23 protein-coding genes are annotated in these 23,082 nt (G+C 63.7%); 14 read left to right on the forward strand and 9 right to left on the reverse strand.

Features of this window, described 5'->3' with window-relative positions:
* Positions 1-342 precede the first annotated feature (342 nt).
* Positions 343-1,134 (reverse strand): alpha/beta fold hydrolase, encoded by a 792-nt coding sequence (locus AU175_RS08025; RefSeq protein ID WP_066287290.1) that lies wholly within the window; start codon positions 1,132-1,134, stop codon positions 343-345.
* A gap of 436 nt (positions 1,135-1,570) precedes the next feature.
* Between AU175_RS08025 and AU175_RS08030 the strand changes: the two genes are divergently transcribed.
* From AU175_RS08030 to uidA, 4 genes are all read left to right on the forward strand, one after another.
* Positions 1,571-3,052, forward strand: a complete 1,482-nt coding sequence (locus AU175_RS08030; RefSeq protein WP_082979207.1) for an FAD-binding oxidoreductase — start codon at positions 1,571-1,573, stop codon at positions 3,050-3,052.
* A complete protein-coding gene (locus tag AU175_RS08035) occupies positions 3,049-5,253 on the forward strand; it encodes a malate synthase G (RefSeq protein ID WP_066287291.1) in 2,205 nt (734 codons plus the stop codon). Before AU175_RS08030 ends, AU175_RS08035 begins: the two co-directional genes overlap by 4 nt.
* Positions 5,254-5,270: 17 nt before the next feature.
* Positions 5,271-5,696, forward strand: a complete 426-nt coding sequence (locus tag AU175_RS08040; protein WP_066287293.1) for a GlcG/HbpS family heme-binding protein — start codon at positions 5,271-5,273, stop codon at positions 5,694-5,696.
* An 87-nt stretch (positions 5,697-5,783) separates the two neighbouring features.
* A complete protein-coding gene (gene uidA / locus AU175_RS08045; protein ID WP_066287295.1) occupies positions 5,784-7,625 on the forward strand; it encodes a beta-glucuronidase in 1,842 nt (613 codons plus the stop codon).
* Between the two features lie 61 nt (positions 7,626-7,686).
* Here the strand turns inward: uidA and AU175_RS08050 are convergent, their stop codons facing one another.
* Positions 7,687-8,742, reverse strand: a complete 1,056-nt coding sequence (locus tag AU175_RS08050) for a LacI family DNA-binding transcriptional regulator (RefSeq protein ID WP_066287297.1) — start codon at positions 8,740-8,742, stop codon at positions 7,687-7,689.
* Positions 8,743-8,891: 149 nt separating this feature from the next.
* On the opposite strand from AU175_RS08050, the gene nadE reads away from it, so the two are divergent.
* Together nadE and AU175_RS08060 are read left to right on the forward strand one after the other, a co-directional pair.
* Positions 8,892-9,746: an ammonia-dependent NAD(+) synthetase gene (gene nadE, locus AU175_RS08055; protein WP_066287298.1), complete on the forward strand. Its 855-nt coding sequence runs from the start codon at positions 8,892-8,894 to the stop codon at positions 9,744-9,746.
* A 6-nt stretch (positions 9,747-9,752) separates the two neighbouring features.
* Positions 9,753-10,109 (forward strand): DUF5655 domain-containing protein, encoded by a 357-nt coding sequence (locus tag AU175_RS08060; protein WP_066287301.1) that lies wholly within the window; start codon positions 9,753-9,755, stop codon positions 10,107-10,109.
* 40 nt (positions 10,110-10,149) lie between these two features.
* Here AU175_RS08060 and AU175_RS08065 read toward each other — a convergent pair whose 3' ends face one another.
* Together AU175_RS08065 and AU175_RS08070 are read right to left on the reverse strand one after the other, a co-directional pair.
* The gene (locus tag AU175_RS08065; protein WP_066287303.1) at positions 10,150-11,076 is read right to left on the reverse strand and encodes an NADP-dependent oxidoreductase; all 927 of its coding nucleotides are present in this window, start codon (positions 11,074-11,076) and stop codon (positions 10,150-10,152) included.
* A gap of 60 nt (positions 11,077-11,136) precedes the next feature.
* Positions 11,137-11,925: an IclR family transcriptional regulator gene (locus AU175_RS08070; RefSeq protein ID WP_066287304.1), complete on the reverse strand. Its 789-nt coding sequence runs from the start codon at positions 11,923-11,925 to the stop codon at positions 11,137-11,139.
* A 195-nt stretch (positions 11,926-12,120) separates the two neighbouring features.
* On the opposite strand from AU175_RS08070, the gene AU175_RS08075 reads away from it, so the two are divergent.
* The 3 genes from AU175_RS08075 (at position 12,121) to AU175_RS08085 (ending at position 14,830) form a co-directional block, all read left to right on the forward strand.
* On the forward strand, positions 12,121-12,840 hold the full coding sequence (locus AU175_RS08075) for a CoA transferase subunit A (protein WP_066287307.1): 720 nt from the start codon (positions 12,121-12,123) through the stop codon (positions 12,838-12,840).
* Positions 12,841-12,935: 95 nt separating this feature from the next.
* Positions 12,936-13,637, forward strand: a complete 702-nt coding sequence (locus AU175_RS08080) for a CoA transferase subunit B (protein ID WP_066287309.1) — start codon at positions 12,936-12,938, stop codon at positions 13,635-13,637.
* Positions 13,634-14,830, forward strand: a complete 1,197-nt coding sequence (locus tag AU175_RS08085) for an acetyl-CoA acetyltransferase (protein WP_066287310.1) — start codon at positions 13,634-13,636, stop codon at positions 14,828-14,830. The genes AU175_RS08080 and AU175_RS08085 overlap by 4 nt, the downstream gene beginning before the upstream one ends.
* Positions 14,831-14,927: 97 nt before the next feature.
* On the opposite strand, the gene AU175_RS08090 is transcribed toward AU175_RS08085, so the two are convergent.
* Positions 14,928-15,698 (reverse strand): ankyrin repeat domain-containing protein, encoded by a 771-nt coding sequence (locus AU175_RS08090; RefSeq protein WP_231938491.1) that lies wholly within the window; start codon positions 15,696-15,698, stop codon positions 14,928-14,930.
* 9 nt (positions 15,699-15,707) lie between these two features.
* Positions 15,708-16,289, reverse strand: a complete 582-nt coding sequence (locus AU175_RS08095) for a GlcG/HbpS family heme-binding protein (RefSeq protein WP_066287313.1) — start codon at positions 16,287-16,289, stop codon at positions 15,708-15,710.
* 215 nt (positions 16,290-16,504) lie between these two features.
* Between AU175_RS08095 and AU175_RS08100 the strand changes: the two genes are divergently transcribed.
* The 4 genes from AU175_RS08100 to AU175_RS08115 all read left to right on the forward strand — a co-directional run bounded on the left by AU175_RS08100 (position 16,505) and on the right by AU175_RS08115 (position 19,833).
* Entirely contained in the window at positions 16,505-17,737 is a 1,233-nt protein-coding gene (locus AU175_RS08100) for a sensor histidine kinase (protein ID WP_066287314.1), read from the forward strand.
* Positions 17,734-18,360: a response regulator gene (locus tag AU175_RS08105; RefSeq protein WP_066287316.1), complete on the forward strand. Its 627-nt coding sequence runs from the start codon at positions 17,734-17,736 to the stop codon at positions 18,358-18,360. The genes AU175_RS08100 and AU175_RS08105 overlap by 4 nt, the downstream gene beginning before the upstream one ends.
* Positions 18,361-18,415: 55 nt before the next feature.
* A complete protein-coding gene (locus AU175_RS08110; RefSeq protein ID WP_066287318.1) occupies positions 18,416-19,471 on the forward strand; it encodes a zinc-dependent alcohol dehydrogenase family protein in 1,056 nt (351 codons plus the stop codon).
* A 158-nt stretch (positions 19,472-19,629) separates the two neighbouring features.
* Complete coding sequence (locus AU175_RS08115) at positions 19,630-19,833, forward strand: cold-shock protein (protein ID WP_013599688.1); 204 nt, start codon at positions 19,630-19,632, stop codon at positions 19,831-19,833.
* A 64-nt stretch (positions 19,834-19,897) separates the two neighbouring features.
* On the opposite strand, the gene AU175_RS08120 is transcribed toward AU175_RS08115, so the two are convergent.
* Entirely contained in the window at positions 19,898-21,058 is a 1,161-nt protein-coding gene (locus AU175_RS08120) for an acyl-CoA dehydrogenase family protein (RefSeq protein WP_231938603.1), read from the reverse strand.
* 181 nt (positions 21,059-21,239) lie between these two features.
* Between AU175_RS08120 and AU175_RS08125 the strand changes: the two genes are divergently transcribed.
* The gene (locus tag AU175_RS08125) at positions 21,240-21,746 is read left to right on the forward strand and encodes a MarR family winged helix-turn-helix transcriptional regulator (protein WP_066287323.1); all 507 of its coding nucleotides are present in this window, start codon (positions 21,240-21,242) and stop codon (positions 21,744-21,746) included.
* A 6-nt stretch (positions 21,747-21,752) separates the two neighbouring features.
* Here the strand turns inward: AU175_RS08125 and AU175_RS08130 are convergent, their stop codons facing one another.
* Positions 21,753-22,409: a DedA family protein gene (locus AU175_RS08130; RefSeq protein ID WP_066290793.1), complete on the reverse strand. Its 657-nt coding sequence runs from the start codon at positions 22,407-22,409 to the stop codon at positions 21,753-21,755.
* Positions 22,410-22,471: 62 nt separating this feature from the next.
* A complete protein-coding gene (locus AU175_RS08135) occupies positions 22,472-23,053 on the reverse strand; it encodes a helix-turn-helix domain-containing protein (protein ID WP_066287324.1) in 582 nt (193 codons plus the stop codon).
* Positions 23,054-23,082 lie beyond the last annotated feature (29 nt).

Here is a 23,082-nt window from a genome sequence, read left to right on the forward strand (position 1 = left end):
GACCACCTCTCCCCCAAGGGGATGAGCAAGCCATTCGCCAATAGAGGTGCTGGCTGTCAAGTAGGCCACGATGTCTTCCTTCCGCAAGGCAGAGCACAGCGTCACTCTAGGCCGCAAGATAGACGTCAAACTCCGCGAGCTCCACTATTTTCCGAGTTCCATCGGACGTTAGAAGCCAAAAGAGATCCATCGACGGTTGAACGTCTACAACATGTCCCGTCAGGTGGACAACAGGGCCCACTTTGACTTCTACGTAGTCCCCGTTGGCGATCTTGCTGCAGTCCCCGAGAGGGGATGGTCCGCCTTGAGGCGGGGAGCCCTCGCTCGATTCGGGCATTGATGTCATCGTTTTCGTCGTTGGCTACTGTATTGGGCGTGATCCGCGACGAGCCGGGCAACGTGTGCCGGCTCCGCCACAGGTGCAAGATGTGCGGTTCTGCTGAGGATTTCGTGCCGTGCTTTGGGCGCGCTTTGCGCGATCAGTTTCTGATCTTCAATGGGATTGGCGCTGTCGCTGTCCCCGCTTATGACCAGGACCGGAGCCTGTATTGTCGGTAAATCCTCACGCACGTCCGCTTCAGATAGGAGATCGCATGCGTTGGCGTACCCGACAGGATCCGTAGACTCGAGCATCTGCCTGTACTGCCGGACGACGTCTGGGTTTTTTTGCTGGAAATCTGCGGTGAACCATCGGTCGATGATTTGGGGCACCAATGGTACAACTCCCTGGGCCCGCACCAACCGGCCCCGCTCTATCCATACATCGCGTCGAAAGCGCGCTGCACAGCACATCGCGGTAACAGACTGAATCCGCTCCGGCCTATAAGCAGCAGCACCAAGGGCGACCATTCCACCAAGGGACACCCCGGCCACATGAGCCTTGCTGATGCCCGCGCCGTCCAAAACATCAAACAGATCCTCGACCAGATCGTCAAGATCAAACGGCCGGTGCCCGAGGGGACCACCCCGGTCCCTTTGATCGAAGCGGACTACGTCGAAAGACGGCGGTAGCTCGGCAACCACTGCATCCCACATCTGCGTTCCGGTGGCGAGGGAATTCACAAAGACGATGGTGTCCAACGATGGTTCAGACTCCGTCCTTCGCTCAACGACTACGTTGAAAGCTCCGGTCATGCCCGGCCACCTGACCCAGTCAAGGCCAGGGAAGATACGGTGCCTTCGGCGCCAATCCTGGAGGTGGGGAATGCAGATTTCGGCATGGGAGCTCCTTATGCTCGGGGGTCTACTCTGTGTGCCCGCTCTGATGACATCCGAGCCCTGGCTAGGAAGGTTCTTTGGGCTAGCGTAGGTGCGCAGTGCCCGCACTGTCAACCGGTTGCCAGGACCTACAGCCAGCGTTGCTAAGAGTCAGTATCGCTTCCACGAGGGGTGGCGTGGGGCTTGGCCAGAAAGAAGGGTTTGAGGCAGTCATTTGCGGCAACCGGTTGTCAGTGCCAGCAATGCATGTTTTACTGAAAGCTACGACGGTACAGGAAACGCCATAGTCCGAGCCTTTCTGGCGGAGATGTTCTCCGCCAACCAAACTTTGACCTCACAGGAGTGGCACCACATGTCAGACATAGCGAAAATTTCGGTAAGGGCCGTGGCTGGTGACGTATCCACAGCAGCCGACAAAGGACGGATTTCCCCCAGTCCACTCCTTGACGAACTGGCGCTGATACTGCCAGCGGATGCACTGATCACTGATCGCGCAGCCATGGAGCCCTACAGGCGTGACCGGGCACTCGATCCCGACGCTGCCATACCCATGGCTGTGGTGCTGCCTTTGACGACCAGGCACGTTCAGTCAGTTATGCGCTGGGCGGCCAAGCATAAAATCTCCGTTGTGCCTCGAGGCGCAGGTACCGGCCTGTCCGGAGGAGCGACCGCAGTGGCGAACGGCATTGTGCTCAGCACCGAACGGATGCGCTCCATCAATATCGATGCCGTTACCCGTACCGCTGTGGTTCAACCGGGTCTTTTTAACGCAGAGGTCAAGGCGGCAGTCGCACAAGAGGGCCTGTGGTATCCGCCTGATCCTGCGTCCTACGAGATCTGCACGATCGGCGGCAATGCTGCCACCAATGCAGGGGGTCTTTGTTGCGTAAAGTACGGCGTCACTTCCGACTACATCCTCGGAATGGAAATCGTCACTGCCGACGGCAGAGCCGTAAAACTGGGGGGCCCGCGGCTAAAGGACGTTGCGGGACTATCCATGCTCAAGCTTTTTGTTGGCAGTGAAGGCACGCTTGGGATTATCACTGAACTCACTTTGCGGCTTCTGCCCGCCGCCCCGCCCGCACGTACCGTAGTTGGTTGGTTTTCAAGCAGTGAACAGGCTGCAAATGCGGTCCTCGAAATTGCGTCGGGCATCCGCCCTTCAATGCTGGAGTACATGGATGGGACTTCCATCAATGCCGTCGAGGACGTGCTCGAAATGGGGCTGCACCGGCACGCCGCAGCCCTGGTTGTTGCACGTTCAGACGATCAGAGCCCCAGCGGCGCGGAGACCGCAATGATGCTCGCAGCGTTTCAAAACCACGGCGCTTTTGAGTCGTTCGAGGTTGCGGACCAGGAGGAGGGCGAGCGTTTCGCGCACGCACGGCGCATTGCCATTCCCGCGGTGGAAGGACTGGGCACCCTGCTGTTGGAGGACGTGGGAGTTTCCCTCCCCCGTCTGGGAGAACTCGTCCTCGGGGTCGAGCGAATTGCAAAGAACCGCGGCGTCGTCATCGCCTTCATTGCCCATGCCGGCGACGGCAATACCCATCCGCTCGTCGTGTTTGACCCCGAAGACACAGACATGAGGGACCGCGCCTACCTTGCCTATGGCGAAATCATGGACCTTGCCATCGAACTTGGCGGGACAATCACCGGCGAGCACGGGGTGGGGCGGCTTAAGCGGCCGTGGCTTGTTAATCAGATTGGTGAGGACTTACTCCAAATGTCACACAGTGTGAAACTGGCTCTGGATCCTGACGGCATCTTGAACCCCGGAACTATTTTTGCCTCCACACCATCGCCCGGCATTATCAAAGAGGGACGCTCATGAGCCATCACAAAAGCCGCATCGACGCTGGCGGCCTGGCCGTAGACCCAGCCCTTTATGCCTTCGTCGAATCCGAGGCACTGCCTGGAACCGGAATCGACGCTGCGAAGTTCTGGATGGGCTTCGGTCGAATTGTCAAGGATCTGACACCGCGAAACCGGGAACTGCTCGCTGTCCGTGACGAGCTGCAGGACCGTATTGACGAGTGGCACAGGCTGCACCCGCTCCCGCTTGACACCACTGAGTACAAGGCATTTCTGGAGGACATCGGATACCTTCTGCCGGCCCCGGAAGGCACCCATGTCCGGACGACAAACGTGGATGATGAGATCGCCAAACTCGCCGGTCCCCAGCTGGTTGTGCCGGTCACCAACGCTCGCTATGCACTCAACGCCGCAAATGCCCGGTGGGGATCGCTTTACGACGCGCTCTACGGAACAGATGCACTGGGCGAGGCTGGTGCTGCACCTGGATATGATGCCCAACGAGGCCAGAAGGTCGTCGCGTATGTGCGTGGGCTACTGGATGAATTCATCCCGCTGGCAGCAGGCAGCCATGCCGGTTCGACCGGTTACGCGGTGCACAACGGAATGTTGTCGGTTACCCTTCCCGACGGTTCAACCAATGGGCTGCTCCGCCCTGACCAGTTCGTGGGCTACACAGGAAATGCCGATTCGCCGTCCACAATCGTGGTCCGCCACCACGGCCTTCATATCGAGGTCGTCTTCGACCGCAGCACGGTTGTCGGAGCATCAGATTCCGCTGGTGTGGCTGACGTGTTGGCAGAGGCCGCCATCACCACAATTGTCGACTTTGAAGATTCGGTTGCCGCCGTCGATGCCGAGGACAAGATCGTTGGCTACCGCAACTGGCTGGGCCTCAACACGGGTGACCTGAAAGACGTTTTTGAAAAGGGCGGCGACAAGGTCGTGCGCAGGTTGGCGGATGACCGGCACTACACATCCCCCGATGGAGGCGAGGTACTGCTGGCCGGGCGGGCCGTGCTTTTCGTCCGTAATGTTGGCCATCTCATGACCACGGACGCTGTGCTTGATTCTGACGGAAACGAGATAGGCGAAGGCATCCTGGATGCTGTCCTCACATCACTGACGGCTCTGGCCGGGATAGACCCGCAGAATTCCCGACGGAATAGTCGAACCGGCTCAATCTATATCGTCAAGCCGAAGATGCACGGCCCGGCCGAGGTGGCTTTCACGGTGGAACTCTTTGGCCGCGTGGAAGAGTTGCTGGGCTTACCGGCGAACACGCTCAAGCTCGGGCTGATGGACGAGGAGCGCCGCACCACAGTCAACTTGAAGGCCTGCATAGCAGAGGCCGAGGACCGCCTTGCTTTCATCAATACAGGCTTCCTTGACCGTTCCGGCGATGAGATCCACACGTCCATGGAGGCAGGACCTTTCGCCCGCAAGGCCGAATTGCGTGATCGTCCGTGGCTGTCGTCGTATGAGGACCAGAATGTCAATGTAGGCATAGGGGTGGGTTTGCCGGGCCGGGGCCAGATCGGCAAGGGCATGTGGGCAATGCCTGATCTCATGGCGGCAATGCTCGAGCAAAAGGTTGGGCACCCGATGGCAGGTGCAAGTACTGCCTGGGTACCGTCGCCCACTGCTGCGACCCTGCACGCCATCCACTACCACCGGGTCGACGTCGCGGCGAGACAGCGTGAGATTGCTCGCCGGGACCAGAGGGGTACTCTCGACGGCATTCTTACCCTGCCCGTGGAAGGTCAACCGAATTGGTCACCGGAAGAGCGTCAGGAAGAACTGGACAATAATATGCAGTCCTTGCTGGGATATGTTGTCCGCTGGGTGGACCAGGGAATCGGATGCTCCAAGGTTCCTGACATCCACGATGTTGCACTCATGGAGGACAGGGCCACGCTCCGCATCTCGAGTCAGCACATTGCGAACTGGCTCCGCCATGGCGTGATCACGGAGCAGGAGGTACACGAGAGCATGCAGAAAATGGCTGCCGTCGTCGACGCCCAAAATTCAGCCGATCCCCTCTACCGTCCGATGACATCCAACTTCTCCGAGAGCATCGCGTTCCAGTGCGCCGTCGATCTGGTGGTTGACGGAAGCAGGCAGCCGAACGGCTACACAGAGCCCCTCCTGCATCAGCGCCGGCGCGAAGTGAAATCAAAGACACTCAACTCCATCTACGCGGAAAGCCCCACTTCATGACCTTGCCAGGAGCCACCATGCAAAACTTCGTTGAAACACTGTCGGTGACCTATGCCACTGCAGCCCGGGCTGTTTCCCTGGCGATTGAGGAAGGAGCACAGCGCGGCGTCCTGGTTTCGGTCAGTATCGTGGACCCCGGAATGGGGCTCATCGCCTTCGGCCGTGCAGACGGTTCCATGCCCCACAGCGTGGAGACCAGCCGTCGAAAGGCCAACACGGCCGCATCGTCCAGGCGCCCGACAGGGTGGATGCAAGGTGACTTCGCAATCGCTCTGCCGCTGGGCACAGACAATCTGCTGACAAACATTCGTGGCGGGTTCCCATTGGCTTATCAGGATAAGCATCTTGGCGGCCTCGGTATCGCCGGAGGGACTCCTGACCAGGATGCCGAGATCGGTCTAGCAGTCCTGGATGCCCTGGCCAAGGAAGCCCCAGAGGCCTGACCATGAGGCCCGACTCCAAGACCGACGGTAGTTCCGCGGCCCTTACTCACCGGCGACACGTCACACCCAATACTGAAGGAGAACCGCGTGCTTAAGCCACGTTCTACACCTACCCGCGAACTTCATAACCTCGACGGCCTGTGGCTGTTTGCGCTGGACACAGAGGCAGGCGACAAGCCTTGGACCAGGGTCCTGGACACCACGTTGGAAGCTGCGGTCCCGGCGAGTTACAACGACCAATTCGTCTCCCCGGAGATCCGCAACCACGTGGGTTGGGTCTACTATCAGCGAACAGTGCGGGTTCCACGCGGCTGGTCCGAAGAACGCATCGTGCTGCGTTTCGATGCTGCAACACATGCAAGCCGTGTGTACGTAGGCGACACCCAGGTTGCCCAACATATCGGCGGTTACACGCCCTTTGACGCTGACATCACTGACTTCGTACAACCAGGCGAGGAATTCCGGCTGACTGTCGCGGTGAGCAACGAGCTAAGCAACACGACAATCCCTCCTGGCACGATCACAATGTCACAGAGTGGCCGACGGACCCAGACTTATCTTCACGACTTCTACAATTACGCAGGACTGGCCCGGTCTGTGTGGCTGTACAGCACACCTCGGCTTCATCTCCAGGACGTGACGGTTACCACACAGGTCCGCGGAACATCAGGGGTCGTCTCGTACACCGTCCGGCAGTCCGGCAGCGCTGACGTTCGGGTGACAGTCCTGGACGAAAAGAAGATCAGGGTCGCTTCAACGACCGGACAAAGCGGCACAGTGGAAATTGATGCGGTCACGCTCTGGCAGCCTGGGGCCGCATACCTCTATGAGCTTCTTGTTGAACTCCTTGACGACGGGAAAGTTGTCGACTCCTATACTGAGGTTTTCGGTGTCCGGACCGTGGAAGTGAGGGGCTCTGAGTTCCTCATCAACGGCGAACCCTTCTACTTCACTGGCTTCGGAAAACACGAGGACACAGCCATTCGCGGCAAGGGACACGACAACGCCTATCTCGTCCACGACTTCCAACTCCTGGATTGGATTGGTGCGAACTCGTTCCGCACTTCTCATTACCCATATGCCGAAGAAGTGCTGGAGTTCGCAGACCGCCACGGCATTGTCGTGATCGACGAAACAGCCGCCGTGGGCCTGAATCTCGGCGTACAGGCAGGCCTCTCAGGGAAGCCCACCACGCCGTCGTTCTCGAGCGAGACCTTCAATGATCAGACAAGGGAAGCACACGCCCAGCACATTCGTGAATTGATTGCCCGCGACAAAAACCACCCCAGCGTAGTGATGTGGTGCATAGCAAACGAACCAGCGTCGAACGAAGATGGCGCCCGTGAGTACTTTGAACCGCTCGTGAAGTTGGCCAGGGAGCTCGATCCAACCCGTCCCTTGACCTATGCGGTCGTTATGTTTGCCACCTTCCGCAACGATCTGATCGTTGACCTGTTCGACGTTGTGGGCCTGAACCGGTACTACGGCTGGTACGTCATGAGCGGTGACCTGGAGTCAGCCGAAAACTATCTGCGGATGGACATCCAGGGATGGATTGACCGCGTCGACAAACCCATCATGATGACCGAATATGGAGCTGACACTCAGCCGGGAGTCCATTCGGTGTGGGATCAGCCATGGACGGAAGAATACCAATCGGCCCTTTTGGAGATGCACCACCGCGTATTTGACGAATTCCCGCAGTTTGTCGGTGAACAGATCTGGAACTTCGCTGACTTCCAGACCAGCAACGGTATTCACCGTGTGGACGGTAACAAAAAGGGAGTCTTCACGCGGACCCGTCAGCCGAAGGCAGCAGCACATGCCCTCCGCACCCGATGGCGCGCCATCGGCAACCGGAAGCCCAAGAAGGTCAGCGACGCTGGCGCTGAGGTTCCCCCCGCAGTGGAGAATCCTGTTCTTCAGTAGGAAGCGTGGTGGAGTGTGCCGCCTGGGAGGGCGTCACACTTCACCGGCCGCAGCGGCAACCTCAACTCAACAGCCGCCCGCTTGAGCCCCGCACCACCAGCTCCGTTTCGACGCGCAATGTTCCGGCGGGCTCTCCCGTCCCTTGCAGGAGATCAAGCAGCAGCCTGGCTGCGCTGGAGCCGCAGGCCCCCAGCGGTGAGCGCACGGTGGTGAGCGGCGGCGTGGTGAAGTCCGCCCCGAAGATGTCATCGAACCCAACGATGCTGATCTGATCCGGAACCACCACGCCGGCGGCCTGGAGCTCCTGCATCAGCCCGATGGCAAGGAGATCGTTGTAGGTCAACACGGCAGTGGCACCGCTGGCCAGGACGTCGCGCGCCACTTGCCTGCCGCCGTCGACCGTGGGTTTGGCGGATTCCAGCCGCACCGCCTCAAGCCTGGACCACTCACAGGCCGCCTGCACGCCATCCCAGCGGCGGGCCGACATCCAGGATTGTGCCGGCCCGGCAACAAAGGCAACTTTCCGGTGCCCGTTCGCGGCCAGGCTTCGCACTGCCTCGCCGATGCCTTTGTTGACCTCGGGAACCACGCAAGGCACGCCGTCGACCTCGCGGTTGATGACCACCACGGGCTTGTCCCGGGCGAGGGTGCGGATGTCGTCATCGTCCATGCGCGGGCTGGCCAGGATCAGGCCGTCCACGGTGGCCATCATGCGGCGGGCCGCCGTCAGTTCGGTGACGGCAGACTCGGCGGACTCGGCAAGCACCAGGGTGTAGTCCCGCACAGCAGCGGTCGTTTCAGCCCCGCGGATGATGTCGAAGAAGGTGGGGTTCGTAATGTCGGCGACGATCAGGCCGAAGGTGCTGGTCCGGCCCGTGGGAAGTGCGCGTGCGAACGGGTTGACCTGGTAGTTCAGCTCGGCGGCCGCATCCTCAATGAGTTTCAGCGTCTTGGCACTGACCCTTCCCGGCTTGCTGAGCGCTCGGGAAACGGTGGACGGGTTCACGCCGGTAACTTTGGCAATGTCATAGATTGTGGCACTGGATTTCCCGTTGCGGGCGGGCTTCTTTACCGGGCCTGGTGTTGCGGCATCGTCCGGCGTCTTGGGTTCAGTCACCGCCCCATCCTAACGAGGAATCAGCCCAACCGGGCAATTTTTTGGCCAGCGGTTGCCGCGGCTGGCGGGTGATGGGCGTCAGCCAAAGCGTGCCGGCATCGGATGGACACAGTTGAGCCATATTGACACTGCTGGCTAGGCTGGGAGACATGCGCGAACTCCAGGCCAGAATCGTTGAAGAAATGGGCGTGCAGCCCCGGATCGATCCCGCCGGGGAGGTGCGCAAGCGCGTGGCTTTCCTTAAGGATTACCTCAAGGCAACACAGACCAAGGGCTTTGTCCTGGGTATCTCCGGCGGCCTGGACTCATCGCTGGCGGGCCGCCTGGCCCAGCTGGCCGTTGAGGAGCTGGAGGCCGAGGGTGTGGAGGCCAACTTTGTGGCCGTTCGCCTGCCCTACGGCGTACAGCACGACGAAGACGACGCCCAGGCAGCCCTGGACTTTATCCAGGCCAAGACCGAGTGGACCTTCAACATTTCGGCCGCCGTGGACGGCTTCGAGGACGAGTTCGAGAAGTCGGTCGGGAACGGGATTTCGGATTTCCACAAGGGCAACACCAAGGCGCGCACCCGCATGATTGCCCAGTACGCGCTGGCCGGGGAGCACAATTACCTGGTCATCGGAACGGACCACGGCGCCGAGTCAGTCACCGGTTTCTTCACCAAATACGGCGACGGCGGCGCGGACATCCTGCCCCTTTTCGGCCTGAACAAGCGCCAGAACCGCGAACTGCTGGCCGAGTTGGGAGCCCCGGCCCGCGTCTGGGAGAAGGTACCGACGGCGGACCTCCTGGACGGGAAGCCCGGCCGCACCGACGAGGACGAACTGGGCCTCACCTACGACCAGATCGACGACTACCTTGAGGGCCGCGACGTGCCGGACGAGGTAGCGGAAAAGATCGAAGAGAAGTACATGCGCACCCGCCACAAGCGCACCGTACCCGTCTCGATCTTCGACACCTGGTGGAAGCACGAGGGTCCCGAGGAGCCCCGGGTGGGCCTCTAGGCGGGCATGACCCACGACGTCGACAGTTACCTCGCGGGGAAGCCGCCCGCCGCCGTCGAACTCTTCCAGCGGTTCCGCGCCATGGTGCACGCTGCCGGCGAATGCGAGGAGCGGGTCCACCGTACGGAGGTTGCGTGGGCAGACCGACGCGTCTTTGCCGAGGCCTTCATCATCTCCGGGCGCCTGGAAGTAGCCATTGACCTGCTGCGCCAGGTGGACCATCCCTCCCTGTTGCAGAGCTTTCCCACCACCAGGAAGGTCTACACCCACCGGTTTACGTTCACGGCCGCTGACCAGCTGGACGCCGACATCAAGGCGTGGCTGGTTGAAGCGCATGACGACGTTGGGCCGGGGACCCGCTAGCACGGCCGCGTCCGGAGCGCCGCCCAGACGTTCGGGCTTCCTACGGCAGCAGGACTATCTTGCCGTGGCCGTGTCCGCTGCGGCTCAGCTCCAGCGCATCAGCCGCCTCAACCAGCGGCAACCGGTGCGCAATGGTGAAGGTAATCAGGCCTTCCGCGGCGAGCGTCGCCACCTCCATGATTCGGCCCTCCTCTTGCTGAACCGCCGCGATCCCTGCGTCCTGTGAATGCTTGCTCGGCGCGGTGACAACTGCACGGCTGCGGTCCGGCAGCAGTTCGACCGTTGCCGCCACGGACTCTTCGGTCCCCGCAGCATCCAGCACGGCTGTTACGGCACCTGCCTCTTCAGCTGCGGCCCTCACGCGGTCCGCCAGGCCGGGCCCGTAAGGAACGGCTTCCGCACCCAGCTCCCGCAGGTAGTCCTGGTGGGCTTCCGAGGCGGTGCCGATGACCCGGGCGCCAAAGGCCTGTGCAATCTGCACGGCCGCGGAGCCCACGCCCCCGGCGGCCGCGTGGATCAGCACCGTGTCGCCTTCGTCGACGCCCAGCTGCTTCAAAGCTGAATAGGCTGTGCCGCCGGCCACCGGAATGCAGGCAGCCTGTTCAAAATCGACGCCGGCGGGCAGGGGCGTGAGCTGTTCGGCGGGCACGACGGCCTCCAACCGGTAACCGCCAGTGAAGCCGTTCCAGATGACCTCGTCGCCCACGGTAAAGCCTTCGGATGCCGGTCCCACAGCTGGCCCCACCGCCGTGACAATTCCGGCGGCCTCGCTGCCGGGCACTTCGGGGAGCTCCAGCGGGGCTACGTTGCTGAGCTGTCCTGCCACCAGCTGCCAGTCCATCGGGTTGACGCCAACGGCGCGGAATTCGACGCGCACTTCCCCCTCGGCGGGTTCCGGCAGGTCCTCCGGCCCGACCTTCAGGACCTGCGGGTCGCCGTACTGTTCGAAGTAGACATTAGTGCTCATATCCCTGGCTCCTCTGGGGTGTCCGGCCTCCATAGCTAGCGTAGGCACGCCTGTCGGCCGTCACAACAGTTCCCTGCCCGGCGCCCCCAGCTTGCTGCTGATCCGGTGGGCCTCCTCCATCAGGAGCCGGCCCAGGAAGTCCTGCCGGTCTTTGCGGAAGCGCGGTTCGATACCGGTCAGGGAAAGCGCCCACGCGGGCCGTCCGGCCTGGTCAAAGACGGCGGACCCCATCCCCCAACTGCCTTCAAGCACCAGGCCGGGATTCACCGAGTAGCCTGCTTCCCGGGTTCTGGCCAGGCTGGCCCTGACAACCTCTGCTGTATGCGCTTCTGCGAAGGTGCCCGCATGGCTGGCCCAGTGTGCCAGCAACTGTTCCTGCTCGTTCTCCGGCAGGAATGCCATGATCGCCGTCCCGGCCGAGGCGACGCCCAGCGGAAACCGGACGCCTTCGTGCAGCACGAAGGACCGGACCGGGAAACTGCCCTCTTCCCGGAGCAGGCACACCGTCTCTGCCCCCCGGCGGATGGAAAAGAAGGCACTTTCTCCCGTCTCCTCAGCCAATCGGCGCAGGCTGGGCCGGGCGATCTCCTCGAGCGGGAACCGCGCTGAAGCCACGGACCCCATCAGCAGGATTTCCGGCCCCAGGACCCAGTTGCCGTTGCGGGCGTCGTGGTCCAGCAGCCCTTCTGCCGCCAGTGAAGTCAGTAGCCGGTGGACCGTGGGCCGGGTCAGGCCTGACTCTTTCACCAGGTCCACCAGTGGGCTGCCTTCAGGCTTGCGGGCGGCGATGCGCAGCAGCCCGGCGATGCGGCTGACAACCTGGGCGCCCTGCACAGGATTCTGGTTCATATAGGCCCTTCCGGCTCCTTTAGTATCCATATTGTGGACTCGTTCAAGCGTACCGTCCACACTGTAAAACAGCCAGAAATTGCGCCACAATCATGCCTTGACAGGCGCGGGCGTACGTCCGTACGCTTCAAACCCAGAGCCGTAGTCCATAAAGTGGATTCCCGCCTCCGGCCCACTCTCGATGAGGAGATAAGCATGTCCAAACTCAAACCAAGCGCCGCTGACGCCCTCCACGATGCCCTCCGGGATGGCATCACCCTGGCCGTGGGCGGCTTCGGCCTGAGCGGCATTCCCGCGGACCTGATCGAAGCTGTCCGGGATTCGGGTGTACGGGACCTGACCGTGGTATCCAACAACATGGGCGTGGACGGCAAAGGCCTCGGCGTGCTGATCGAAGCCGGCCAGGTCCGCAAGGTCATCGCCTCCTACGTGGGCGAAAACAAGTTGTTTGCCGAGCAGTACCTGGCCGGCCTGCTGGAGGTCGAGTTCACCCCGCAGGGCACGCTCGCCGAACGCCTGCGCGCCGGCGGCGCCGGCATCCCCGCCTTCTACACCAAAACCGGCGTAGGCACGCTGGTCGCCGAAGGGAAGCCGCTGGCGGAGTTCGACGGCGAAACGTACGTGCAGGAGCCTGCCATCCGCGCCGACGTCGCATTGGTCCATGCGCACACCGCTGACGCGGACGGGAACCTGATCTACCGCTACACCGCCCGGAACTTCAACCCGGTGGTGGCTACGGCGGGCACGGTCACCATCGCCGAAGCAGAAGTCATCGTGGAACCAGGGACCCTTGATCCGAACCACATTGTCACCCCCGGTGTCTACGTCCAGCGGCTTGTCCAGGCATCGGACCGGGTTAAGGACATCGAACAGCGCACGGTCCGCCCGCGCGCCTCCGAGCCCGTCCCCGCGTAGCGGCCGAGCCCGTCCCGGCGTAGCAGCCCGACCCTGTCCCCATCGGGCGCGAACGAACACTTAAGCCCCCAAACTTCGAACCCAAGGAGAATCCCATGGCCTGGACCAGGGACGAAATGGCTGCCATCGCGGCCGAGGAACTGAACGACGGCGACTACGTGAACCTGGGCATCGGCATCCCCACGCTGGTGGCCAATAACCTGCCCGACGGCGTCCGCGTTGTCCTGCAGAGCGAAAACGGGCTGCTCGGCATGGGCCCGTTTCCCTACGAAGGCGAGGAAGACGCGGACCTCATCAACGCCGGGAAGCAGACCGTCACCGTGCTCGACGGCGGCAGCATCTTCGACTCAGCGACCTCCTTCGGCATGATCCGCGGCGGCCACGTGAAAATCGCCATCCTGGGCGCCATGCAGGTCTCAGGCAACGGCGACCTCGCCAACTGGACCATCCCGGGCAAGATGGTCAAGGGCATGGGCGGCGCCATGGACCTCGTGGCAGGCACGCCCCGCGTGGTGGTCCTCACCGAACACAACGCCAAGGACGGCACGGCCAAAATCGTTCCCGAGTGCACCCTGCCGCTCACGGGGTTGAGCTGCGTGGACCGGATCATCAGCGACCTCGCCGTGTTTGACCTAGTGAAGCAGGAACAAAAAACGGACGACGGCGGCGGGCGGCGGCTCACTCTCACCCGCCTTGCCCCGGGCGTCACCGTGGACGAAATCCGCGCGAAGACCGCCGCGGCGTTCGACGTCCAGCTCGAAAACGCGACCCCCGCCTTGGAAGGAGCCACAGCATGAGCCTCAAGGAACAGTTTGGCAAGGATGTCCTGCTCACCGGGTGGGGCCACAGCCGCTTCGGCAAACTGGCGGATGAGAACCTCGAGTCCCTGATCATCCAGGTGGCCACGGAAGCAATCGCCGGCGCCGGACTCGAACCCGGCCAGATCGATGAGATCTATCTCGGCCAGTTCAACTCAGGCATGATGCCCCTTGCCTTCCCGTCTTCGCTGGCCCTGCAGGTCTCACCGGACCTGGCCAATGTCCCCGCCACCCGGGTGGAGAACGCCTGCGCCTCCGGTTCGGCCGCGTTCCAGCAGGGCACCAAGTCCTTGTTGGCCGGTACCGCCAAAACCGTGCTGGTGATCGGCGCCGAGAAGATGACCCAAGCCGGCGCGGACGTAGTGGGCGCCGCCCTGCTGGGTGCTGATTACGACATGGCCGGCCAGACGTCCACCACCGGCTTCACCGGCCTGTTCGCGGACGTCGCCAAGCATTACGACAAGCGCTACGGGCGCGGCGACGGAAAGCTGGGCGACGTGCTGGGGACCATCGCGGCAAAGAACCACCGCAACGGCGTTGACAACCCCTACGCCCAGCTCCGCAAGGACCTCGGCGAGGAGTTCTGCCGCACCATCTCGGACAAGAACCCCATGGTGGCCGATCCCCTGCGCCGCACCGACTGCTCCCCCGTGTCCGACGGCGCCGCCGCCGTCGTGCTCTCAACGTCACCGACCGGCGGGGCCACCGCGCCCGTGCGCCTGGCGGGGTTCGGCCAGGCCAACGACTTCTTCCCGGCCGAACGCAGGGATCCCACGGCGTTCCAGGCCACCCGGGTGTCCTGGCAGCGCGCCCTGGCGATGGCCGGCGTCGGGCTTGAAGGGCTTGACTTCGCCGAGGTCCACGACTGCTTCACCATCGCCGAACTGCTGATGTATGAGGCCATGGGCCTGACTGAGCCCGGCCAGGGCGCCCGCGCCCTGGAAGAAGGCTGGGTGTTCAAGGACGGCAGGCTGCCCGTTAACGTCTCCGGCGGCCTCAAGGCCAAGGGCCACCCCGTGGGCGCCACCGGCGTGTCCCAGCACGTCATCGCCGCGATGCAGCTCACCGGAACGGCGGGCGGCATGCAGCTTGCCGGCCCCCGCCGGGCCGCGGTGCAGAACATGGGCGGCGTGGGCATCGCCAACTACGTCAGCGTGCTCGAAGCTGTCTGAGCCCACGGAGTTTTTGTCCAGATAATGGGTCCTTGGGCGCGGGAACGTGCCATTATCTGGACAAAAACTCCAGAGGTGGGGTGGGTAAGGCGGGCGGTCAGCGCGCCCGGATCAGGTTGGCGATCTCCCTAAAGCCCAGCCGGTCGGCGTTCTCCAGGGCGGTCCGCCCTTGGGGATCCCGGATGTTGGGGTCACCGCCCGCTTCCAGCAGCAGCCTGACCACCTCCTGTTGCCTTGGCCCGCCGTTGTTGAGCAGGATGGCTTCCTGCATGGCGGTCCAGCCCAGGTTGTTCACGTGGTTCACCGGCACCCCGGCGGCGAGGAGGATGCGGACCGTCTCCACATGGCCGTGTTCGCTGGCCGGAATCAGTGCCGTCCCGCCGTAGCGGTTGGTGCTGGCAACGTCCGCACCGGCCGCCAGGGTCAGCTCGAGCACGTCGTAGAATCCCTCGGCTCCGGCGTAGAGGAACGCGGAATCCTGGATGGCGTCCTTGGCGTTCACGTTGCCGCCGCGGCTGATGAGCGCACGCACCAGCTCCACCTTGTTGGCCTTCGCGGCAGCGATCAGTTCCTGGTCAAGCCGGGCCTGGGCCTCGGCGGACAGGGCGGGCGGGTCGGAGGCTGCCGCCGAGGTGGGAACCGTTGCGGGTCCTGCCGCCGGCGTGGAACGGGCCGGAACAGAGGCTCCCGGACTGTCCAGGACAGACGACGGCGGCTCCTGGGGTTGCGGCCCGCCGGAACCCCCCTGACAGGCGGCCAGGCACACTGCCACGCTGCCCGCCAGCATGAGCACCGTTGCCGCGCTGCGTGCCCGGCGCGGGTTCCCAAACCGCCGGGTCCTGAACCGCCGGGTCCTGAACCGCCTCATAAACCGAGCCTACTTGGCCGGGCCTGAAGCTGCGCCGGCGATGGCCTCGGCGCCGGCGGTGGCGCAGGCTTCGTCCAGGTTGCCGTCGGGGGCGCCGCCCACACCGATGCCCGCCACGGAGACACCGTTGACCTTGAGCGGGACACCGCCGGCCAGGAACAGGGTGCCGGGGAGGTCGGCGATGCTTGGCCCGTTGCCGTTGATGCGCTTGGCCAGCTCACTGGTGGGTGCACCGAAGGCGGCCGCCGTGTAGGCCTTTTGCTTGGCTGCCTCGATGGTGTGCTCGGCGGCGTTGTCACCACGCAGGACCGACTGGACGGTTCCGAACCTGTCCACCAGCGCCACGGTGACGAACGGCAGCTTGTCCGCCTGGCATTTGGCGAGGGCTGCGCTGACGGCGTCGGACGAAGCCCCAACGGTGATGCGGTTCTGGGCAACGACGATTTCCGGTGCCTGCGGGATATCGCCGGCGGGCACCGCGGCAGGGACGGCTGCCTGGCTGGCCCCGGCATTGGCTGCGGCGGTCAGGCCTCCGGTCAGCAGCAAAGCTCCGGCGGCAGCAGCGGCGGCAATCTTGTTGGACTTCTTCACGGTGTTCTCCTTGAGGTGTTGGACCCACGTTGATCGAATCCCCTGGAATGGGCTGGGCTCTATCCATCCTGTCCAGCCACGCCGGAACACACATCCGGCCTTCGGCTGCGTCCCCGTCCCCCGAACGGCCGGCAGCATCAGCCAAAAGGCTGAGAGACCAGCAACGGCGCGGGCAATAACATGGGATAGACCTCCCCTGACCTGAACCGGACCAGATGCCCTCCCCAGCCATTCCCCCCGAAACACCGCCTGCGGGCGCTGCCCTGCACGCCGGATCCGGCCCGGCCGCTGGCCGTCTCGGCCGGATCGATGCCGCCGTCCACCTCGGTTTTGCGGTGCTGTTGGTGGCCTCTGCCGTCCGATATGCCATGCGGCACAGCCTGCAGGACAACCTTTTCGTCCTTGGACTCGCGGGAACCGTGTGCGCCCTGTACGCCGTGGTCGCAGTTCTGGCCGGGCAGGGACGCCGGTGGGCCGTATGGATGCTTGTGCTCGTGGCCGCCTGGGCAGCACTGGTGATCGCCGCGCCCAGCTTTGCCTGGTGTTCCTTTGCGATCTTCTTCCTGTGCCGGACAGCCTTCGCAGGCCCGGTGGCTTATGTTGCGGCAGGGGCGACGGCTGCCGCCACCGCCGTCGGACTGTTCCGGCTCAGCGACGGCACGGACTTTGCGATGCTGCTGGGGCCGCTCGCCGTCGGCGTGATGCTGATGCTGATCTACGACCGGATCGAGCACGACGCCGCGGAGCAGCGGCGCCTTCATGCCGAAGTATCGCTGGTGCAGGGAGAGCTCGCGGCCAGCGAGCGCCGGGCCGGCACCATCGCAGAACGCGAGCGCGTATCGCGGGAGATCCACGACACCGTGACGCAGGGCCTGGCCAGCAGCCTGCTGCTCCTGGAGGCCGCGGAGCGGTCATGGCCCGGGCAGGAATCACGCCGGGAGCTCAACGACGCCACGCAACTGCTGCGCAGGAACCTTTCCGAGACCCGCGGCCTGGTCCATGAGCTCGCTTCCCCGGGACTTGACGCCTCCCCACTGCCCGAGGCCCTGCACCAGGCAGCCGCCCAGTACCTCCCGCATGCCCGGCTCGTGGTCACCGGTGAGCCGAGGGACATCCCGGCGGAGGTCCGGCACGCCCTGCTGCGGGTGGTCCAGAGCGCGGCCGCAAACATCCAGCAGCACGCCAACGCGGCCACCGCAACCCTGACCCTGGGTTTCCTTCCCGGCTCGGTCACCCTGGACATTTACGACGACGGGACGGGCTTTGATCCGTCGGCGGCAGCACCGCCGTCGGACGCCGGCGGCTACGGGATCCGGGCGATGCGCCAGCGGGTTGAACAGCTGGGCGGGGTATTCTCAGTCGAAAGTTCCCCCGGCGAAGGGACCATTGTGGCAGCGCAAGTACCGGCCCCCGTGCCCGGGCAACGCATCACCGGGGACAACGCATGACCGCCATCACCGTGCTCCTGGTGGACGACCACCTGGTGGTCCGGAGCGGCCTCAGGGCGCTGCTGGGCACGCAGCCCGACTTTGACGTGGTGGCAGAAGCCGCCTCCGGCGAGGAGGCCCTGGAGCAGGTGGATGGGCACTCCCCTGCGGTGGTGGTGATGGATCTGGCCATGGGCGCCGGAATGGACGGGATCGAGGCCATCAGGCAGCTGCGGCAACGCAACAACCGGCAGGCCATCCTGGTGTTCACCACTTACGATTCCGATGCGGACATTGTCCGCGCCGTGGACGCCGGCGCCATGGGCTACCTCCTCAAGGACGCCGCCCCGGACGAAATCTTCGCCGCCATACGCGGTGCGGTTCAAGGTAAGAGCGTGATGAGCGCTCCGGTGGCATCGCGGCTCTTCCAGCAGCTGCGCAATCCCAACGAGGTCCTGACGCCCCGGGAGGCGGAGCTGCTGAGCCTCCTGACTGAGGGTCTCAGCAACCGGGAGCTGGGCCAGCGGCTCTTCATCTCGGAGGCCACCGTCAAGACCCATCTCGCGCATATCTACGCCAAGCTCGGGGTGGAGACCCGCGCCGCAGCCATCGCCACAGCCATCCGCCGGGAAGGCATGCGCTAGAGACCCGGAGGATAGACTCGGTATCCCCTTTGGTCCTTGCCCTCGAGGAGCTGTTATGCGCGCCACCATCATCCACGGCCCCGGTGATATCAGGGTCGAAGACCGCGAGTATCCATCCGTCCGGCTCCCCACGGACGTGGTGGTGAAGGTGACGGCGTCGTGCGTCTGCGGCTCGGATCTGTGGCCCTACCGGGGCGTCAAGCCCATCCACCGCCCGACGGCCATCGGCCATGAATTCATCGGCGTCGTCGAAAGCATCGGGTCCGACGTCAAGGAGCTGAAGGCAGGCGACTTCGTCATCGCGCCGTTTGTCCTCAGTTGCGGCGAATGCCCGCAATGCCGCAACGGGGTCACCGTTGCGTGCGCCCGGCTGGCTGGCTGGGGCGGCCGGGATGACTCCGGGATGAAGATCGACGGCGGCCAAGGCGAGGCGGTGCGCGTGCCGCTCGCCGAGTCCACCCTGGTCAAAGTGCCGGTCACCGGTGAACCTGACGACGCCCTCCGCAAGAACCTGCTCACCCTTTCCGACGTGATGGCCACGGGCCACCACGCAGCCCTCAGCGCCCAGGTCTCCCCGGGCCGGACCGTTGTGGTGGTAGGTGACGGCGCTGTGGGGCTCTGCGGTGTGCTGGCCGCCAGGCGGCTGGGCGCGGAGCGAATCATCGCCATGTCCCGGCACAGCGACCGGCAGGCCATCGCCCGCGAGTTCGGCGCCACGGACATCGTGGAAGCACGCGGGGACGACGGCGTGGCAAAGGTCCGCGAACTGCTGGGCGGTGTGCTCGCCGACTCGGTGCTTGAGTGTGTCGGGACCAAGGAATCCGTGGAACAGGCGCTGCACTCGGTCCGCCCCGGCGGCGCCCTTGGCTTCGTAGGAGTGCCCACCGGCGGTGCCGGGATCCCGCTGCGGTACCTGTTCGACAGGAATATTACGGTGGCCGGCGGCATGGCGCCCGCGCGAATTTACATCCCGGAACTGCTCGAGGACGTGCTCGCCGGACGCATCAACCCAGGCCGGGTGTTCGACATCGAGATGCCGCTGGAAGACGCGGCAGAAGCGTACAAAGCGATGGATGAACGCCGTGCCATCAAGGTGCTGCTGAGGCCATAAGTTCCAATTCCCGCACATTCATCCGGAATACTCGATGACGGCAGCTATTGCACGCCCACCCTTCGCCCCCTAGGTTTGAAACAGCGGAGGATAATCTCCGTATCTGCCTGCCGTTGGAGCAGGACCAGAAAAGGGTTACAAAGGAAGTAGCAATAGCAATGGCAACAGGCACAGTTAAATGGTTCAACGCCGAAAAAGGCTTTGGCTTTATCGCTCCGGATGACGGATCCGCTGACGTTTTCGCGCACTACTCGGCAATTGCCAGCAGCGGCTACCGCTCCCTGGATGAGAACCAGAAAGTCGAATTCGATGTGACCCAGGGCCCCAAGGGCCCGCAGGCAGAGAACATCCGCCCGCTGTAACGTCTGAAGGGAACTCCCCCCTTGGTGCTTTCCTGCACTAACGGGGGAGTTTTCGCACGTGCCGCTAAACGAAGGCTGACATTCCGGTAACGCCGCGGCCCACAATCAGCGAATTGATCTCGTAGCTGCCCTCATACGTATAGAGGATTTCAGCGTCACCAAAGATTTTCCCCATCTCGAAATCCGTGCTGATCCCGTTGCCGCCCAGGATGGAGCGGCCCATCGCCACCGACGCCCGGGCCAGCCTGGTGCACGTTGACTTGGCCATGGCTGCCTGCACCATTCCCAGCTTTCCGTCCTCCTGGATCCTCGCCAGCTGGGCCATCAGTGCCAGCGATGCCGAAGCGTTGCCAACGATTTCGGCCAGCTGCTGCTGGATCAGCTGGAACCGGGCCAGTTCCTTGCCGAACTGTTTCCGGTGCACCGAGTAGGAACGGGCGACGTCGAGGGTCGCCAGTTGGATGCCGGCACCTTGCCACCCCACCCAGGCCCGTGAATCCCGCAGGAGATCGTTGGCTTTGGAGAAGTCGGTGGCGCCGGGCAGCATATTGGATTCCGGAATGCGCACATTGTCCAGGACGATGTTTGCGTTCTGCATGATCCGCAGGCCGATCTTGTTGGAGATCTTGGTGGCCGAGTAGCCGGGCCGGTCTGTCTCCACAATGAAGCCTTTGATTTGCCTGTCCGCGTCGTCGCGCGCCCAGACCAGCGCGAAGTCGGCAATGGTTCCCGCGCCGATCCAGCGTTTGGCGCCGCTGATCACCCATTCGCCGTCCTCCAGGCGGGCAGATGTTGCCAGGCCGCCCGCGATATCCGAGCCGTGGTCCGGTTCGGTCAGGGCAAAGGCTCCCAGCTGGGAGAAGGACTTCAGGCCGGGAAGCCAGCGGTCCTGCTGTTCCTGGGAGCCAAGTTCGTCGATCATGCCCACAATCAGCTCGTTGTGGATGCCCACCAGCGCCGAAAGGGACACATCGGCCCTGGCCACTTCGACGTACATGAGGCCCTTGAACAGTTTGGAGCTGCCATCCGTCTGCAGCCCGCCCAGGCCGTGCTTGCCCATTTCCGCCAGCAGGCCGAACGGGAATTCCTCGCGGTTCCAGTAATCGATGGAAGCCGGCCGGACGGAGGACTGCAGGAACTCCCGGACCTCGAGGTAGCGTTCCCTTTCATGCTCAGGAAGCAGGTCCACGATGTACATCAGGTCCGCATCCGGGAACGGCAGCATGGCTGCTGGTGCCGCAACCGGGGCAGTAGGCAAAGCGCCTTCATCACGTCGTCGTGGCGGCACGGGCATAGTCCCTTTCGCTTCTTCCAAACCCTTGGATGTCCTAGTATATTGCACAGGGTTGGATATCAGTGATGCGCATCACTTGATGAAAGGGCGCCGCCATGACAGTCACCGAAGCATGAGCGCCCCGCTGCCGCGCGATCCCATCGCAGACGCCCAGCGCAACTGGGAAGAGCACGGGTGGGCGGACGTCGCCGCGCCCATGGCGGCAATCACGGCCATCATGCGGACCCAGCAGATCCTGCTGGCCCGGATCGAAGGCGCCCTGAAACCGTTCGGCCTGACGTTCGCCCGCTACGAACTGCTTGCCCTGCTGAGCTTCGCCCGTAGCGGTGCGTTGCCCATGAACAAGGCGAGCGCCCTGCTCCAGGTACATCCCACCTCGGTGACCAACGCCGTCGACCGCCTGGAAAGCGCCGGGCTCGTGGCCCGCTCGCCGCATCCGACTGACGGCCGCACCACCCTGATCGAACTCACGGCTCAAGGCCGCACCGTGGCAAAGAACGCGACGGCGGTGCTCAACACCGAGGTGTTTGGCCAGTCGGGGTTCGCTCCGGACGACGTGGGCCAGCTCATCCGGATCCTTGGCAGCTTCCGCCGGAATGCCGGGGATTTCACGGACTGAGAGCGCCTAGCCCTTGGCGGCTTTGCTGCGCCGGACACTCCTGATCACGAGCCACACCACCGTCAGGGCCAGCGTGGCGTAGACGGCGTAGTTGAGGAAACGCGAATACTGTTCGATCACCTGGTACTGCGAGCCGAGTGCATAGCCCAGGCCAATGAGGGCACCGTTCCACAGCCCGCTTCCCGCGAGAGTGTAGAGGCTGAAGGTGGCCAAATGCATGTTGGACGCACCGGCCGGCAGTGAGATGAAACTCCGCACACCGGGGAGCAGCCGGCCAAAGAAAATCGATGACCGGCCGTGACGGCGGAACCAGTCCGCGGCATTCTCGATATCCGCCCGGTCCACCAGCGGAAGCTTCGACAGGCCCCGGATGGATCGTTCGAGCCCCAGCCTGGCTCCCATCCAATACAGCAGGAGGGCACCCAGGCAGGAGCCCAGCGTGCTCGTGACGAAGACGAGGACCAGGTTCAGGGTTCCCTGCTTAGCAAGGTAACCGGCCAGCGGGAGGATCACCTCGCTGGGAATGGGCGGAAGGACGGTTTCGGCGAGCGTGAAGAGGCCCACGCCCCATTCGCCGAGGTTTTCGATGCCACGCGCCGCGAAACCCACCAGGCCGCCCAGGTTGTCTGTCGAACCGGCAGCAGCGACGGCTGTTCGCCACATCACCATTCCCCCGTTCCACTACGCGGCCATGTGTCCAGTCCGGTCTCCCGGCTCTTACGAGTCTAGGAGGAACTTGGTCTGGCTCTTACATGCATGCGTTCCCCCTGGGTGCCAAAGAGGCTGAGAAACTCCACAGCGCCGGTCTCGGCCCGGCCAAACCAGTGGGGAACACGGGTATCGAACTCGGCTGCTTCCCCGGGCTCCATCACCACGTCCTGGTCACCCAGGACCATCCTGAGCCTGCCGTTGAGCACGTACAACCATTCGTACCCCTCATGGACCTGCGGATTGGGCGCCTCCGGCTTGCCGGCCGGGAGAATGTGCTTGTAGGCCTGGATCCCGCCCGGCCGCCTCGTCAGCGGAATGATGGTCATGCCACGGCGGACGATCGGGCGCAGGTGCAGCCGCGGATCGCCAGTTGCCGGAGCCCCGACCAGTTCGTCCAGCGGGACGCGGTGTGCCCTGGCCAGCGGCAGCAGCAGCTCCAGGTTGGGGCGGCGCTGGCCGGATTCCAGCCTGGACAGCGTACTGACCGAAATCCCGGTGGCCTCGGAGAGCCCCGCCAGCGTGGTGTTGCTGCTGAGGCGGAGGGCCCTGAGCCGGGGACCCACAGCCGCAAGGACGTCATTCAACTGGTCATCCATGGGCCCAGTTTGCCATTCCGGCAAGGTTC

The organism is Arthrobacter sp. B6, assembly GCF_001663775.1.
Lineage (GTDB): Bacteria > Actinomycetota > Actinomycetes > Actinomycetales > Micrococcaceae > Arthrobacter.